The organism is Modestobacter sp. SYSU DS0511, from assembly GCF_054050755.1.
Genome location: NZ_JBJGZY010000005.1, coordinates 88,987 through 105,379, shown reverse-complemented (window position 1 = coordinate 105,379; position 16,393 = coordinate 88,987). Strand labels below are relative to the sequence as shown.

At 73.9% G+C, this 16,393-nt stretch carries 14 protein-coding genes; 10 read left to right on the top strand and 4 right to left on the bottom strand.

The annotated features are described in order from the left end of the window. The first annotated feature begins 14 nt into the window (after nucleotides 1-14). From flgK to ACI783_RS04345, 9 genes are all read left to right on the top strand, one after another. Nucleotides 15-1,427 carry a flagellar hook-associated protein FlgK gene (gene flgK / locus ACI783_RS04385; RefSeq protein WP_457139301.1) on the top strand — a complete coding sequence of 471 codons (1,413 nt, stop codon included), beginning with the start codon at nucleotides 15-17 and terminating at the stop codon, nucleotides 1,425-1,427. A 4-nt stretch (nucleotides 1,428-1,431) separates the two neighbouring features. Next, nucleotides 1,432-2,337 (top strand): flagellar hook-associated protein FlgL, encoded by a 906-nt coding sequence (gene flgL / locus ACI783_RS04380; protein ID WP_457139300.1) that lies wholly within the window; start codon nucleotides 1,432-1,434, stop codon nucleotides 2,335-2,337. Between the two features lie 133 nt (nucleotides 2,338-2,470). After that, nucleotides 2,471-2,722 (top strand): carbon storage regulator CsrA, encoded by a 252-nt coding sequence (gene csrA, locus ACI783_RS04375; protein ID WP_153361098.1) that lies wholly within the window; start codon nucleotides 2,471-2,473, stop codon nucleotides 2,720-2,722. 137 nt (nucleotides 2,723-2,859) lie between these two features. After that, a complete protein-coding gene (locus ACI783_RS04370) occupies nucleotides 2,860-3,444 on the top strand; it encodes a hypothetical protein (RefSeq protein WP_457139299.1) in 585 nt (194 codons plus the stop codon). 85 nt (nucleotides 3,445-3,529) lie between these two features. Beyond that, the gene (locus ACI783_RS04365; RefSeq protein WP_457139298.1) at nucleotides 3,530-4,672 is read left to right on the top strand and encodes a flagellar biosynthesis protein FliA; all 1,143 of its coding nucleotides are present in this window, start codon (nucleotides 3,530-3,532) and stop codon (nucleotides 4,670-4,672) included. 189 nt (nucleotides 4,673-4,861) lie between these two features. Next, a complete protein-coding gene (locus ACI783_RS04360; protein ID WP_457139297.1) occupies nucleotides 4,862-5,209 on the top strand; it encodes a hypothetical protein in 348 nt (115 codons plus the stop codon). Continuing rightward, nucleotides 5,206-5,964, top strand: coding sequence for a hypothetical protein (locus ACI783_RS04355; RefSeq protein WP_457139296.1), 759 nt, complete (start codon nucleotides 5,206-5,208; stop codon nucleotides 5,962-5,964). The genes ACI783_RS04360 and ACI783_RS04355 overlap by 4 nt, the downstream gene beginning before the upstream one ends. An 85-nt stretch (nucleotides 5,965-6,049) precedes the next feature. Then, entirely contained in the window at nucleotides 6,050-7,954 is a 1,905-nt protein-coding gene (locus tag ACI783_RS04350) for a hypothetical protein (protein ID WP_457139295.1), read from the top strand. Next, nucleotides 7,951-9,537 (top strand): 3'-5' exonuclease, encoded by a 1,587-nt coding sequence (locus tag ACI783_RS04345; protein ID WP_457139294.1) that lies wholly within the window; start codon nucleotides 7,951-7,953, stop codon nucleotides 9,535-9,537. Before ACI783_RS04350 ends, ACI783_RS04345 begins: the two co-directional genes overlap by 4 nt. 51 nt (nucleotides 9,538-9,588) lie before the next feature. On the opposite strand, the gene ACI783_RS04340 is transcribed toward ACI783_RS04345, so the two are convergent. From ACI783_RS04340 to ACI783_RS04325, 4 genes are all read right to left on the bottom strand, one after another. Continuing rightward, complete coding sequence (locus ACI783_RS04340) at nucleotides 9,589-10,191, bottom strand: hypothetical protein (protein WP_457139293.1); 603 nt, start codon at nucleotides 10,189-10,191, stop codon at nucleotides 9,589-9,591. A gap of 297 nt (nucleotides 10,192-10,488) precedes the next feature. Beyond that, nucleotides 10,489-12,402, bottom strand: coding sequence for an NlpC/P60 family protein (locus ACI783_RS04335; RefSeq protein WP_457139292.1), 1,914 nt, complete (start codon nucleotides 12,400-12,402; stop codon nucleotides 10,489-10,491). A 338-nt stretch (nucleotides 12,403-12,740) separates the two neighbouring features. After that, nucleotides 12,741-14,042, bottom strand: a complete 1,302-nt coding sequence (locus ACI783_RS04330; protein WP_457083011.1) for a citrate synthase — start codon at nucleotides 14,040-14,042, stop codon at nucleotides 12,741-12,743. 128 nt (nucleotides 14,043-14,170) lie between these two features. Beyond that, nucleotides 14,171-15,565 (bottom strand): class II fumarate hydratase, encoded by a 1,395-nt coding sequence (locus tag ACI783_RS04325; protein ID WP_457139291.1) that lies wholly within the window; start codon nucleotides 15,563-15,565, stop codon nucleotides 14,171-14,173. Between the two features lie 373 nt (nucleotides 15,566-15,938). Here ACI783_RS04325 and ACI783_RS04320 point away from each other — a divergent pair, with 373 nt between their 5' ends. After that, complete coding sequence (locus tag ACI783_RS04320; RefSeq protein WP_457139290.1) at nucleotides 15,939-16,373, top strand: hypothetical protein; 435 nt, start codon at nucleotides 15,939-15,941, stop codon at nucleotides 16,371-16,373. The last annotated feature ends 20 nt before the right edge of the window (nucleotides 16,374-16,393 follow it).

Sequence of the window (16,393 nt, the reverse complement as noted above, 5' to 3'; positions counted from 1 at the left end):
AGCGAGGAGTCCAAGTGAGCACCTTCAGCGGGCTGAACACGGCGACGAGTGCGCTGTGGGCCCAGCAGCGCGGCCTGGACGTCACCGGTCAGAACATCGCCAACGTCAACACCGAGGGCTACAGCCGCCAGCGCGCGGAGCTGCAGTCGATCGGCGGCAACCCGGTGCCGGCGATCTGGTCGGTCAGCAAGGACGTCGGCCAGGGCGTCAACGCCGACACGGTGATCCGCATCCGGGACGCCTTCCTCGAGGCCCGCGCCCAGGCCGAGAGCGGCAAGACCGCCTCGATGACCGTGCACGACGCCACCCTGGCGCAGATCGAGCAGGCCTTCCGGGAGCCGGGGGAGACCGGCATCCAGGCCAAGCTCACCGACGTCTTCCGGGCCTGGGGCGACCTGGCGAGCAACCCGACCGAGGACGGCGCCCGGACCGCGGTGCTGCAGAAGACCGCCACCCTGGTCGCCGAGTTCCACACCACCGACGCCGCCCTGGACAAGGCCTGGACGCAGACCCGGGGCGCGCTCGACGTGCTGGCCGACGACGTCAACACCACCATCGCGCAGGTGGCGGAGCTCAACACCGCGATCAAGAAGGCCACCCAGTCCGGGTTGCCGAGCAACGAGCTGGCCGACAAGCGGGACGCCCTGGTGCTGCAGCTGTCGCAGTCGATCGGCGCGACCTCCTCGAAGGGCGACTTCGGCACCGTCGACGTCGCGGTGGGCGGGGCGACGCTCATCTCCGGGACCTCCTCCACCGGCGTGCGGGTCGTCGGCACCGCGGACCCGCTGGAGGCGACGACGACGCCCCCGCGGCTGGTGACCGACCCCGGTGGCACGACCCTGCACGCGGGCGGGACCGCCGGCGGGCAGCTCACCGCACTGCGCGACACGATCCCCGCCTACCGCGAGCGGCTGGACGGCGTCGCCCAGAAGCTGGCCGACGAGTTCAACGCGGCGCACACCACCGGTGTCGACAAGACCGGCGCCCGCGGCGGTGCCCTGTTCGACGACGGCGCGGGCGCCACGACCGGCATCACGGCCGCGACGCTGCGCCTCGCGATCACCAGCACCGACCGGCTGGCCGCAGCCGACCTGGGCACGGAGGGCACGCCGAGCACGGACAACCGCAACGCCATGGCCATCGCCAGGCTGCAGAACTCGGCGGACGGCACGGCGGTCGGCTACCGGCAGCTGATCGTGAAGCTGGGCGTGGAGGCGTCGGTGGCCACCGGCAACCTGAAGACCCAGATGGTGGTCGCCAGCCAGGTGGACGCCTCCCGGGAGTCGGTCTCCGGGGTGAACCTCGACGAGGAGATGACGAACATGCTCCGGTTCCAGCACGCCTACTCGGCGGCGGCCCGCATGATCACCGCGATCGACGAGGCGCTCGACGTGCTGATCAACCGCACCGGCCGCGTGGGGCTGTGACCCGATGAGGATCACGCACAAGGCAGTCGTCACGACCAGCCTCCAGGGGCTGAACCGGAACATGGACGCCATCCAGAAGCTGCAGCAGCAGCTGACCTCCGGCAAGGCGATCAACAAGCCCTCGGACGACCCGGCCGGCACCAACGCCGCGATCATCGCGCGGCAGGAGCTCGCGACCGCGACCCAGCACGCCCGCAACATCAGCGACGGCATGGGGTTCCTGGACGCCACCGACTCCACCCTGCAGAACATGATCGCGCAGGTGCAGAAGGTCCGGGACCTGACCGTCAAGGGGCTCAACGACGGCGCCAGCTCGGAGAGCTCCCGGGCGGCGATCGCCACGGAGGTCGCCGGCATCCGGGAGAGCCTGCTGGGCCTCGCCAACCGCACCGTGCAGAACCGGCCCATCTTCGGCGGGATCACCGCCGGGACCACCGCGTACGACGTCACCACCGGCACCTACGTCGGCAACGGGGGCGGGGAGACCCCGATCAACCGGCAGGTCTCCGATGCCGACGTCATCCGCATCGACATCACCGGGCCGGAGGCGTTCGGCGTGACCGATCCCGCGACGGGGCAACGTGACCTGTTCACGATCATCGGGGACATCGCCCGCGACGTCGGGCCGGACCCGGCGGCGCTGGAGGGCCACCTCGCCGCCCTCGACGGGGCGCTCAGGGACATGCTCAAGGTCACCGCGGACATCGGGACGCGCACCTCACGGCTGGAGACGGCCAAGCAGGTCAACACCGACCTGCAGCTGTCGCTGACCAGCCGCTCGGCCGACATCGAGAACATCGACCTGGCCAAGACGATCATGAACCTGCAGATGCAGCAGACCGGTTACGAGGCGGCGCTGTCCGCCACCGCGAAGGCGATCCAGCCCTCGTTGCTGGACTTCCTGCGCTGACAGGGGCGGGTCGGGTGCCGTACCGGCGCCCGACCTGCCGAGAAGGGAAGTGCAGGGCGCCGCGCGGCGGCGTCCCGCCCCGCACCGCGGGGCGAGCCACGGATGGCACCACACCCATGGAGGGGTCAACGACATGCTCACACTCACCCGCAGCGTCGGCGAGAGCATCCGCATCGGCGAGGACATCGAGGTCTACGTCGTCGAGGTGCGCGGCGGCACCGTGCGGCTGGGCTTCAAGGCCCCCCGCGAGGTGGCGATCCACCGCGAGGAGGTCTACCGGCAGATCGCCGAGGCCAACGCCCTGGCTGCCGAGGTGGCCGCCGATGCGCTGGGTGCTTTGGCAGCATTCGCGCCAGAGTCGGAGCAGGCGTCCAGCAAGAAGTGACAATAGGCTGGTCATATCGGACCAATAACCGCTCGGCTCGTCCGTCTCAGTAGTCACAGGGCGGCGAGTCTTGCCGTTGACGACTCGGATCGTGCGCAAGCCTTCCCCTACCGCGCCAGCTACAGGGGGAGACCAAGATGGCACTCAGCGCACGCACCATGAGCACGGTCGAGGCGGTCGACCTGCTCGCCGACAGCACTGCCGCCGAGCAGCACCGCACGGCCGGCGACGAGCACCTCGAGTGCCCGGACGCCGCCCTGTCCGACCCGGCCTGGTCCGACACCGTCGTGGTGCACGTGCAGCTGCGTCCGCGGCGCTCGGCCACCCGTCGCTGCCTCGCCGCGCTCACCGAGCTGGCCGCACGGCACGAGGCGGTCGCCTTCGCCCTGACCGGCCTGTCCGGTGACGCCCGTGCGGTGCGGGTGACGGTCGGCGTCGAGCTGGGGCCGCGCGACCAGATCGCCCGGTTCTCCACCGAGGCGCAGGCGGCCTACGCCTTCGTCGATGCGCTGTTCACCGACCTGTACGACTTCATGCCGGTCTACGTCGGTGAGCCGAGCGAGGCCGAGCGGGTCGCCGCGGCCGGCGTGCTCGGCGCCGTCGGGGGAGCGCGGACCCCCGCTCCCCGCGCGCCGATGCCCCGCATCCCCACGCCCCGCACCCCGTCCTCGGTCGCGGGTGCGGCGGTCGCCGGCTTCCGCGGCATCCCCGTCCCGGCCTGAGCCCGGTCGGCGGGCCCCGCCCGCCGCCTCGCCGCCTCGCGCCCCCGTCACCCCGCCCACCTGCACTTCCCCTCAGGAGGACCCGGTGCCCCTGCACGCCACCACCCCCGCCGACACCACCCCCGCCGACACCACCCCCGCCGACACCGCCCCCGCGGCCGACGACGACCGCGGTCGCGTCCGCGAACCGCTGGTCTTCGGCGGACTGGCCGAGGCCGAGGGGTGGGCGCTCGCGCCCATCACCCCCCGCGACCGGGTGCACTTCCGCACCGACCGGGAGCTGTCGCTGACCGACTTCCGGGCAGCCCTGCCCGCCGGCGTCGAGGTGAGCTACGACGAGGGGGAGGGCCTCTACCGGGTCGACGGCCGGCCGGGCACGGGGGAGGCGCTCGCCACCCTGGTCCGCGGCTGGTGCGCCGGGGAGGGGATCGCCACCATCGGGCTGCGCCCGGAGGCCGGCGTCCGCCGCCGCGCCCCCCGGGACCTGCCGCCGGCCTTCCTCGCCGACCTGTGCCGGCACTACTGCCGGGTCAGCCTCAAGCGCCTGCAGCGGAACATGAGCACCATCCGGCTGCACCTGCCGGACAACGACGACATCGACCAGCAGGTGGCCGAGTGGGTGCTCAAGGCGGTGTCCACCTACGACGAGACCAAGTCGGTGCCGTTCGGCGCCTACCTGGCCACCCAGCTGTCCAAGTGGGTGCACGACCTGGGCCGGAACGCCTACGGGCGCACCGCCGCGGACACCGAGAACAAGCAGCAGAAGGCGGTCGCCGCCTTCACCGCCGAGCACCAGCGCCGGCCCAGCGAGAAGGAGCTCGCCGCCTACATGGGGCAGAGCGTGGCCACCTTGCGCCGCAACTCCCAGACCGTCGCCACGCTCACCGGCCTGCGGAACCTCCAGTCGCTGGACGGCGGTGCCGACGCCGTGGAGTTCGTGCTGCCCGACGGCGCCGAGGTGCCCGACGAGATCATGGGGGAGGCGGAGCAGACGCTGCTCTCGCACGCGCTCACGGCGGCCTGCGCCCCGGATCCCACCGCGCGTCGCGACCAGCGCGCCGCCCAGCCCAACGTGCTGGGCTGGGCCACCTGGTACCTGACCACCTGGGGTGGCAAGACGAAGACGCAGCTCTCGGCGGACCTGGGCACCTCGGTGCGCAACATGAACGTGCACGCCGACCGCGCGGAGAAGGCCCTCAAGACCCGGCTGACCGAGCTCGGCGGCTGACCGCACCGACTGACCGGCGACCGCCCGGCACCCCGACCCGGGGTGGCCGGGCGGTCGGCGTTCCGGGCCCGCAGGGTCGGCGGAAAATGGCCGGCTACGGGTCCACCTGGCCGCCGACCTGCCGATATCCCTGTCGTGACCGCCCCGGACCGCTCCCGCCACCCGCGGGAGCCCCGGGGGGAGCGGCTCGTGAGCGTCCCGCCGGCCGAGGACACCCGGCAGCCCGTCCTCGTGCCGCACTGGCTCGACGCCGCGGATCGCAGCGAGGTCGAGCGGGCGGTCCAGACCGCCCTGGACGGGGCTCCGGTGCACCCCGTGGCGGCGGTCCACCTCGAGGACGTGCTCACCGAGCTGCACGTGGCGGCCGCCCGTGAGCTGGTCTGGCCGGCCTCGGTGGCGCGGGTCCGCAGCGCCACCGGCTGGGGGGACGACGTCGTCCCGGTCCGGCTCAGCGCCGTGGAGCTGGCCAGCGTGCTGTCGCTGACCGGCCTCGGCCCGGTCGCCCGGGCGGCGCTGACCGGGGGACGCAGCCGGTGACCGACTCGCCCTTCGGCTCCCCGGCCGGGCTGCTGCGCCGGCTGGTGCGCACCGAGGTGGACGTCGACGACGTCCGGGACGCCGTGGACCACCTGGCCGGGACCCACGAGCTGCCCGGGCTGCGGCTGTCGGTTGCCGACGGACCACGGGGCGCGCTGCTGGTCGTCGAGGAGGCCGGCCGGGTCAGCCGGGCGCTGCTCGACGACCTGGCCGAGCAGATGACCCGGGCGCGCATCGACAGCACCCCGCACGCCGTCCTGGCCGGGCTGCGGGCCTGGCTGGACCACCGGCCGGTGCCCGACCCGGTGGCTGCCGCGGCCGGCGTCGCCGTGCTCGACTGGGCCGAGGGCCGCGGCGAGACGCTGGGCTGGCGGGTGGTGGTCCGGCGGGCCGGCCTGCTGGTGCCCTGGCGCCCGTCCCGGAGCGCCTCGCTGCCCGACGTGCACCGCACCCGCGCCGCCGCCTGGGACCGGTCGGTCGCGGTCGAGGCGGCGCTGCGGATCGAGGGCCCGGTCGGCCTGTGGACCACCACGAGCGTCCCCGGCGCCGACTCGGCGGTCCTCGTCGACCCCGAACGGCTGCTGGGTGAGATGGCCGGGCGTGGCCTGCGGATGCACGACGTGCACGTGGTCGTGACGCCGCGGCGCCCGGTCGCGTGCGCGGAGGGCGGCGTCGCCCGCCGGCTGGTGGCCGAGGCGGCCGACCAGAGCGTCGTCCTGCCCTGGCGGCGCGTCGCCGCCCTCGGCTGGACCTGAGTACGGCTAATGAGGGTGATCTTGTCCTGCTAACCATTTAGGTTCCTCGCCGCCGTGCCGATGGGCAGGCGACGAGGGAGGTGCTGTGCCGGGAGGCCGGAAGCCGCAACTGGACCCGATGGTGTGTCCGAACCCGTTCCACGCCGGGTCGAAGGTGAAGGGGAACGGGACGTACCGCGCTGCGTCAGGACTTCGGCGGAACTACCGCTGCACCCCGAACGGGGACAAGCCGCACGACTTCGCGGTCGTCATCGCGGTCGAGGACGAGGACGCGCCGGTTCCGGCGTACCTGCCCCCGCCGCCCTGCCCGGTGCACGGGAAGGCGGCGAGGCGGGCGCGCAACGGCACCTACCAGCGGCCGGGGCAGCCGGTGCGCCGGCAGCGGTATCGCTGCTGGCCGCACACGCCCGACCCGGACTTCCCGAAGGGCTTCCACAACTACACGCCGCCGCTGCCGCGAGAGCACGTGCACACCGGCGAGAGCCACTGCCAGGAGTGCGAGGAGCGCCGCAACGTCCACCACGGCGACCAGACCGTCGCCCGCCGGCAGTCCTGGAACCTGCGCGTCGTGGCCGAAGGGCTCGAGAAGCTCGCCTCCGGCGCTGACACGTACTCGTCGGTGGGCCGGTGGGCGTGGCAGGCCACCGGCCGGTCGCGGAGCCGCCCGGCCAAGCTGTCCGCGGCCGAGCGGGAGCGGCGGGCGAAGGCGGCCGCGTGGCAGAAGGCCGTCCGCGCCGCCGAGGCCGCCGAGGAGCGTCCGCCACGCAAGCCCCGGGGGGTGTCGCTGGACCCGCTGCCGGCCGCGCCGGCGGTGCGCCGTCGCCGCCGGGACGCCGACGGCCGGGAGCTGCCGGCCCGCCGCACCCCGTCGGCGCGCAGCGCCGAGGCCCGCAACCGCTGGCACGTCGCGGCCGACTGGGTGGAGCTGTACGCCCCGGTGCTGTGGCAGCCGCTGCACGAGCGGCTGCTGGAAGCCGAGGCTGCCGAGCACGCCCGGCGCGCGGCGATGACCGACGCGGAGCGGGCCGCCGACGGCCGCCCGCAGGTGCTGCTGCTCGACGACACCCCGGTGAACAGCAAGGCCGCCTTCGACGGGCGAGCCACGCTCCGGTCCCGGCGGGAGTACTTCGTGCTCGGCGCGGCCACCCTCGACTGGCCGGCCCGCGCGACCGACGGACCGCCGCCGACGCCCGATGACCGGCACACCCGGCTGCGGCTGCTGCGCGCTTACCCGTCGAACGAGGCCACCGCCTGGCGGCTGCTGTTCGACGAGCTCGGCTTCGTGCCGGGCGAGCGGGAACCGGAGTTCATCCTGGCCGACGCCGGCACCGGGCTGCGGAAGGGCATCGACGACTACTTCCGCACGGCGGTGCTGGTGCCGTCGCTGTTCCACATCCACGAGGCGCTCACCGAGGCGCTGGTCCGGCAGACGCCGGGCGCGGTGGTGCTCACCGACCACGGCAAGGCGCTGCACCCCGATCTGGCCGCCCACCTGAGCTGGCTGACCGGCGACCGCCTCCGGCAGATGAGCGACGCCCAGTGGTCGGCCTGGTGGGACGACTTCGAGGTGCTGCTGGACCGGCTGAACCTGCCGCCGGAGAAGCTGGCCGAACGCCGCGACAGCTACGAGCCGGCAGTTGCGGCCGCGCTCCCGGCGCTGCGCGCCAACCCGGGCGTGCCGGTATCCACTGGCGGCTTCGAGACGCTGCTGCGCACCACGGTGAAGACCGTGCTCACCGGGCGGGGCCACGGCTTCGCCAACATCGAGCGGACGAACAACCTGTTCGACCTGGTGGTGAGCCGCAACCGCGGCGTGTTCGCCAAGCGCAGCACGGTCATCGGCCAGCTCCGGGCTCAGACGAAGGCGCACGACGGCTGGTCGGCCGCACCGCGTGACGTGGCTGACCCCCAGCCGCCGACCCCGGCGATGTACTCCTCGCTGCGGGACAAGGACCTGCTCGACCAGCTCGCCTCGCGGGGGGTCGCGTGAGCCTCTACCGCCCCGAGGTCGCGCTGGCCGCGCTCACCGCCGGCGTGCGGTTCGTCGTGCTGGACGTAGAGACCACGCCCTCCGACAGCGGCGACCGCATCGTGTCCGTCGGGCTCGCGCAGGTCGATGGCTACGGCAAGCCGCTCACCGGCCCCGTCGAGTGGCGGTGCAACCCCGGCGCTCGCATCGAGAACACCCGGGTCCACCGGCTCACCGACGCCGACGTTGCCGACGAGGAGCCGTTCCGCGCCCGCATCGACCAGCTGGCCGGGCTGCTGACGGCCGCCCCCGGTGAGCGGGTCGTGCTCGTCGCTCACCACGCGCCGTTCGACATCGGCGTGCTGCACCTGGAACACCAGCGAGCCGGCCGCGCGCTGCCCGGCGTCGTGGTCCTCGACACCCTGGCGTTGGCCCGCCACCTGAAGGTCGGCAGCGGTCGCTACCGGTTGCCCGACGTGCTCGCCCACTTCGGGCTGGCCGTCACCGACCACCACAACGCCCTGGCCGACGCCACCGACACCGCCCTGCTGCTCAGCCGGCTCCTGCACTCCGCCGCCCGCGACGGGCACACCGACATCGCTGCTCTGCTCGCCGCCGCCCAGCCGACCCGGATCCGCGCCGGCGACTACCCAGCGCGGCCGGCCGCCCGCACCACCCGCGCCGCCGCCGGTTCGCCATTCACCTTCATCGACCGGCCGACCAGCCACCACGCCACGCACAAGAAGCTGCCGACGAACCCCACCGACGAGGACCTCGACACCTGGCTGGCCGGCCTGCGCGAGTGCGTCCGGCTGCGCTGCCCACTGCTGACCGACAAGGCCATTGGGCTCGCGCCCGCCGGGCGTGGGCGGGTCATCGACGCCCTGCTCGATGACCTCACCGGGCACGTCAGCGCCGGCCGCGCCGTGGACGCCAACACCACCCTCGGCGCACTGGCCGTCCTCGTTGCCAGGCACCTGCGGGCTGCCGACGCCGCCGCCTTCCACGACCGATGGGCTGGCGTCCTCGGTGGGTCCGCACGGTGCTTCGGCGAGGTCACGCCGTTCGACGCGTGCCCCGAGTGCCGCGCCGACCGCGCCTGTCCCGCAGACACCTGGCCACACGCCATCGCCGTCGCCCTCACCGGCGCACAGCGCAACCTGAACTGGAAGACGGCGCGTCCGTGGCTCGGCTCTTCCGGCCGCGTGGTCCAGCACGCCACCGCTCGCCCGGCGGTCGCGGCGCACGCCGCCTGGCTCGTCGTGAGCAACATCAGCGACAGCCGCCCGCACGACGCCGACCAGCTCGCCGGCCTCGCCGCGCAGCTCAGCCTGGTCGAACCCCGCCTCCTGCACCGCCAGGCCCGCGCGGTGGCGGACACGGGCGACCTCGCAGTCGCCATCAGCCTGCTGACCGCTGGCCTCGCCGCGCACGGCGGCAGCAGCGACCGGGCCTGGTCCGACCTCGCCGCCTACCGAGACGCGCTCACCGCCCGGCAAGCCGCCGCCCAGCGGATCCGCCCGGAACGGCCCCACCGTCGCGGGCACACCGCACCGGCCACCCGTCCCGCTCGTCGCCGGTTCACGGCATCGCCGCTGCGTTGACCGGCCCACCGGCCAGCGTTGGGCAGCCAGCGGAAGCCATCCTTTGCAGCGCTACGCAGCTGCCCAGACTGCGTTCAGCACAACGGTTCCGAGCACGAGCACGGCGTTGACGCCCAGGGTGACCAGGTAGGCGCGGACCCGCAGGTGCGACGTCACCGTGTCCGGCCGCCACGTCGGCATCGCGCCCGTCTCCGGAAGGCCGCCGATAGCGGCTTCGATGCGCCGAGCCGCACGGACCGACCGGGGGTAGCGAAGAACGAACCCGAGCAGCGAGGCGCCGTAGGCAACGCTGCCGATCCGCCGACCGGAGACCACGCGCAGGCGCAGGCCCTCGTGGTGCTCGACTGCCACCAGCTCGCCGACGGGCACCCGACGCGCCACCAGCAGGTCGATCACCTCGATGAAGCCCGCGGGGTCGACGACCAGCCGACAGGTCCCGAGCAGGCAGAACACCGTGGCCATCAGGCACATCGGGGGCAGGACCTCGAGCAGGTTGCTGGCGTCGTTGGGCGGGCTGGCCAGCAGGCCCCAGCAGAAGCCGAAGACGCCGAGCAGCGCGCAAGCTGCGAAGCCGGAGATGCCTGCGTTGTAGCCGACGACGCGCCGCCGTGACGGTGGCGTGGCGGCGGCGACGTCCTCGGCCTGCGTCGTCACTGCAAGGGTCCCCCGTCCACTGGCCCGCAACACCGACGTCGGGCTGCTTCATCACCTCATCGGCACCAATGCCCGACTGCTCAAGCCGGCAGCCGCGCCCAGGCGCTCGTCGGTCACTGTGCTCGACGGCCTCGAGCTGGCAATCGTGCCGTTTCGGCGCGCCTCCCAGCCGTTCGCCAGCACGGCCCGTAGACCCGAGGCGGTCCGGGGCAGCGACCGCGAGTTAGCAGGATTTCTCACCCTCATTAGCCGTACTCAGCTGGACCTGACCGCCCCGTTCTCCCGGACGCACGAGGCTCAGGTCAGGCTGCCGTACTCCCAGTGCCAGGGCTCCGGGTTGCTGCCGTCGGCCTGAGCCCAGTCGGGGTGCACCCAGCCCCAGCGACCGGCGTTCGCCTGCATCCAGGCGGTCTGCACGGTGCCGAAGACGTTGATCCCGCCGCAGAGGTCGACCGCCAGGGCCCAGCCGTGGTTGGAGGTGCCGGGGATCGCGGTGATCCTCGGCTTGCGGTGGTGGGCGTCGACCTGCGCGCCCAGCGACCGGTAGGAGTCGGTGATGCACAGCGGGGCGCCGAAGGCGGCCTGGTACGCCGCGGACATCGCCGAGTAGGCGGCCGCCGCGTCGCAGCGCAGCCGGTGCGGGTACCCGATCGAGCAGAGCTGGTCGCGGGGGATCTCGCCGTTGGCGAAGCCACCCCAGGCGCCGCTCACCGGTGCCCGGTCACTGCCCGGCGCGGGCACCGGGGCGGTGCAGGTGGCCGGGGTGGGGGCCGCGACCGGCAGCGGCGTCGGCGTGCCGGCCGGCACGGTCACGCGGACGGCGGCGCGCAGGTCGGGCACCTCGCGCACCGCGACCTGCCAGCGGTCGGCGGAGGCGGACAGCACGCTGCGGCCGCCGACGTAGATGCCGACGTCGTCCAGCGTGGTGCCGCCGACGGTGCTGAACACCAGGTCGCCGACCTGCAGCTGCCCCTCGGCCACCGGCGTGCCCTGTGCCCACTGGCCGGCCAGGCCGACGGGCAGGCCGAAGCCGCCGTGCGCCCAGACGGCGGAGGTGAAGCCGCCGCAGTCGAACCCGTCGGGACCGCTGCGGCCGGGCAGGTACGGCCGGCCCAGCAGGGCGAAGCCGGCGCTGACCGCGGCGACGGTCTCGGCGGGCAGCACGGTGATCGTCGCGCCGGCGGCGTAGGCCAGGGCGATGCCGGGCACCGGGGCGCCGGCGGCGTCCCGGACGGCGGCCAGGCCGGTCGGCAGCGACTCGGGCGCGGCCAGCTCGGCGGCTGCCGGCGGCGTGATGCCCGCGACCGCGAGCCGGGTGAGGTAGTCCTGCCAGCCTGCCAGGGCGGCGGCGTTGTCGGCCGCCTGGGCGGGGCTGACCGGGGTGGCGGCGGAGCCGGCCCAGGTGGCGGCGGCGAGCGGGTCCAGGTCGGCGACCAGGTCCCGCACCTCGGCGAGCACCTCGGCGGCGTCCTGCCGCGCCTCGTCCGCGCGCGTCTCGGCGGCGGTGGCGTCGTCGGTGAACTCCGCGGCGTGCACGGCGGCCCGGGCGACACGGGCCACCCGGGCGTCCTGGGCGTCGGTGAGCTGCTCGGCGAGGCCCTGGGCGTGCAGCACGTCGCCGGTGGTCCCGGGGGAGTGCAGCGAGAGCTGGGCGAGCGGCCAGCGCTCCTCCGCGCTGCGCTGGTAGGCGGCCACGGCGATCTCGCCCACGGCGATCCGGTCGGCGGCGACCTCGGCCTGCGCGGCGGCGCCGGCGTCGCGGGCCTGCTGCGCCTGCGCGCCGTGGCGCGCGGCCGTCTCGGCGGCGGCCCGGTAGCGGGCCGCCGCGTCGGCGAGCGCGGTCGCGGTGACGCCGGCGCGGCCCGGGTCGGTGACCTGGCCGGCCTCGGTCGGCGGCTGGGCCACCGAGCCCATCAGCGCGACGATCGCGACGGTCGCTCCGGTGACCACGCCGAGCCGGCGCAACCACAGGCGCAGGTGCCCGGTCGAGCCGGCCGGGCGCTTCCTGGCCGGCCTGCGCCGCGTCCCGGGGCGTCCCGTGGTGCGGGGATGCCCGGTGGCGCCGTTCCGGCGCTGGGGCGAGCCGGGCCGGGGAGCGGCGGACCGGGCGGGGCTGCGGCCGGCCGGGGTGCGGGCGCCCGTCGCCGGGCGCTGGCGGGGGGCCTGGGCGCGGGTCCGTGGCGCAGCGGACTGCGCGCGCGGTGCGGGCACCGGGGGCTCCCTCGGGTCGTCGGCCGGATCAGGACACGGCTGCCGGGTGGCAGCCGTGTCCTGATCCCATCGACGTCCCCCGGGAGGGGGTGAAGGGTCCTCACGCGTTCGGGGGGTGGGTCTCACCCCTCCGGGGGGTGTCGGTCACCCGGAGGCAGAGTGAGCAGTGCTGGTCGCCGACGCAGGGAGATCCGCCGTCGGGGACCGCGCCGACGCTCACGCGGGCCGCGGTCCCCGTCACCCCGGGCACGACGAGGCCCCCGCCGTCCGGGAGGGACGACGGGGGCCACGTGGTGTTCTGGAGCGGCCTCCTCCCGGGGAGGGAGGAGGCCGTTCTCCTAGCGCTGGGCGATCTCCACGAAGGAGCGCTCGGCGGGGCCGGTGTAGACCTGCCGGGGGCGCCCGATCTTGGTGGCCGGGTCCTCGATCATCTCGCGCCACTGGGCGATCCAGCCGGGTACCCGGCCGAGCGCGAACAGCACGGTGAACATCCGGACGGGGAAGCCCATCGCCCGGTAGATCAGCCCGGTGTAGAAGTCGACGTTCGGGTAGAGCTTGCGCTCGACGAAGTAGTCGTCGGAGAGGGCGATCTCCTCGAGCTGGCGGGCCAGGTCGAGCAGCTCGTTGTTGCCGCCGAGCTTGCTCAGCACCGTGTCCGCGGTCTGCTTCACGATCGCCGCGCGCGGGTCGTAGTTCTTGTAGACCCGGTGCCCGAAGCCCATCAGCTTGACGCCGGGCTCCTTGTTCTTGACCCGCTCGACGAAGCGGGGGATGTCGCCGCCGTCGCGCTTGATCGCCTCCAGCATCTCCAGCACCGACTGGTTGGCGCCGCCGTGCAGCGGGCCGAACAGGGCGTTGATGCCGGCGGAGACGGAGGCGAACAGGTTGGCGTGGGAGGAGCCGACCAGCCGCACCGTGGAGGTGGAGCAGTTCTGCTCGTGGTCGGCGTGCAGGACGAAGAGCATGTCCAGCGCCTTGACCAGCTCCGGGTCGGCCTCGTACGGCTCGGCCGGGAAGCCGAAGGTCATCCGGAGGAAGTTCTCCACCAGGCCCAGGGAGTTGTCCGGGTAGAGCATCGGCTGACCGACGGACTTCTTGTAGGCGTAGGCCGCGATCGTGGGCAGCTTGGCCAGCAGCCGGACGGTCGAGAGCTCGACCTGCTCGGGGTTGAACGGGTCGAGCGAGTCCTGGTAGAAGGTCGACAGCGCGCTGACCGCCGAGGAGAGCACCGGCATCGGGTGCGCGTCGCGCGGGAAGCCGTTGAAGAACTGCTTGAGGTCCTCGTGCAGCAGGGTGTGCCGGCGGATCCGCTGGTCGAACGCCTCCAGCTGGTCGGCGGTGGGCAGCTCGCCGTAGATCAGCAGGTACGACACCTCGAGGAAGCTGGCCTGCCCGGCCAGCTGGTCGATCGGGTAGCCGCGGTACCGCAGGATCCCGGCGTCACCGTCGATGTAGGTGATCTCCGAGGTGCAGGACGCGGTGTTCACGAAGCCGATGTCCAGGGCGACCCTGCCGGTCGTGGACAGCAGCTTGCTGGTGTCGATGCCAGGGGCGCCTTCCGTCGCGGGGATCTCCCGCAGGGGGAGTTCGCCGCCGGGGAAGCGCAGGGCCACGTCGTCGGTGCTCGCTGTCTCGCTCATCAGTTCTGGACGCTACTGCCCCACGCCCCCGGATGGCGTGCCAGGGGGCAGGATTCCTGCTCTTTGCACGCCATCCGGCCCCTCTGCAGAAGCCCGCCGCGAGCGGTGGGGGGCAGAGGGGTCCTCTCTCAGGGGTGGGTCATGGAGAGGACGTCGAGGGCGGCGTCCAGCTGCTCCTCGGTGAGCTTGCCCTGCTCCACGTAGCCGCGCTCCACGACGACCTGGCGGATCGTCTTCTGCTCGGCCAGCGACTGCTTGGCGACCTTGGCCGCCTCCTCGTAACCGATGTACTTGTTCAGCGGGGTGACGATCGACGGCGAGGACTCCGCGTACTCGCGGCACTGCTCGACGTTGGCCACGATGCCGTCGACGCAGCGGTCGGCGAGCAGCCGGCTGACGTTGGCCAGCAGCCGGATCGACTCCAGCACGTTGTGCGCCATCAGCGGCAGCGTCACGTTCAGCTCGAAGACGCCGGTGGTGCCGGCGTAGGTGACCGCCGCGTCGTTGCCGATCACCTGCGCGCCCACCTGGATGACGGCCTCGGGGATCACCGGGTTGACCTTCCCCGGCATGATTGAGCTGCCCGGCTGCAGGTCCGGCAGGGCGATCTCGCCCAGCCCGGTGCGGGGGCCCGACCCCATCCACCGCAGGTCGTTGGCGATCTTGATGAGTCCGACCGCGATGGTCTTCAGCTGGCCGGAGCCCTCGACCAGGGCGTCGCGGGAGCTCTGCGCCTCGAAGTGGTCGCGCGCCTCGGACAGCGGCAGGCCCAGGTCGGCGGCGAGCTTCTCGATGATCGCCGCGGCGAACCCGGGTGGGGTGTTGATCCCGGTGCCGACGGCCGTGCCGCCCAGCGGCAGCTCGCCGATCCGGGGCAGCGAGGCCTGCAGCCGCTCGATGCCGTAACGGACGGCGGCGGCGTACCCGCCGAACTCCTGGCCCAGGGTGACCGGGGTGGCGTCCATCAGGTGCGTGCGGCCGCTCTTCACCACCTCCGCGTACTCGGTGGCCTTGCGCTCCAGCGAGGCGGCGAGGTGCTCCAGCGCCGGCACCAGGTCGACGACGATCGCCCGGGTCGCGGCGACGTGGATCGCCGAGGGGAAGACGTCGTTGGACGACTGCGAGGCGTTGACGTGGTCGTTGGGGTGCACGGGCGAGCCGAGCGCCTCGGTGGCCAGGGTGGCGATGACCTCGTTGGTGTTCATGTTGCTCGACGTGCCCGAGCCGGTCTGGAAGACGTCGATCGGGAAGTGCGCGTCCCAGGTGCCCGTGGCGACCTCGGCCGCGGCGGCGGAGATGGCGTCGGCGACGTCGGCGGGCAGGACGCCGAGCGAGGCGTTCACGGTGGCCGCGGCGCCCTTGATGGACGCCAGGGCGCCGATGAGCTCGCGCTCGATCGGGGTGCCGGAGATGGGGAAGTTCTCGACGGCGCGCTGGGTCTGGGCCCGCCACTTCGCCCAGGAGGGGACGCGGACCTCCCCCATGGAGTCGTGCTCGACGCGGTAGTCCGTCTCGGTGGCCACGGTGCGCTCCCGGTGTGGTGTGGATGGTGACTGTGCTCCGCGAGCGACCCTAGACACCCGTCGGGGAGCGGGGTCCGGGACGCCTGTGGACGACGGCTCCGCCGTGCCGTACCGGCGCCCTACGCTCCGCCGCACCCCGGACCGGTCCACCGTCGGTCCCCGACCGCAGGAGACGTGCATGTCCGAGCAGCACCCCGCGCCACCGCCTGCACCGGGACCGCCGGCGCAGCCCGCCGCCTGACCGGATGCCGGGTGGTGGCCCGGCGCTGCAGGGGCCGGCCCCGGGTGGACCGGCGCGCCCGGCCACGCTCCTGCCGCGCCCGGGGCGCGGCGCCACGGGCCGTCGCTGGGCGCGGCTGCCGTGTCCGCGGGCGTGATCGCGCTCGGCGTCGTGCTGGCCGTGGTCCTGGGCGCGCTCGTCCTGCGGTCGGGCGCCGAGGACCTGGGCCGGGGGATCGGGGAGGGGCTCGCCGACGCCTCGGCCGCCGCGATGGACGACGCGCTGTCCGGCCTCCGGGACGACCACGGCCTGGACGACTTCGGCCTGGACGACTTCGGCCTGGACGACGTGAACGCCTACGGCCTGGGATCCGCGCAGGTGGAGCGGGCCGACCCGGCGCCACCCGACGGCCTGGGCGACGACCCGGTGCTGGACGGCTTCGCCCAGCAGTGCTTCGACGGTGACCTCCAGGCTTGCGACGACCTGTACCAGGAGGCGCTGCTGGAGCCGGGGTACGGGGACCACGGGCTCACCTGCGGCGGCCGGGTCGACGAGTTCGCCGTGTACACCTGCGCCCAGCTGGACTGAGGTCTGCCCCGCTAGGGTCC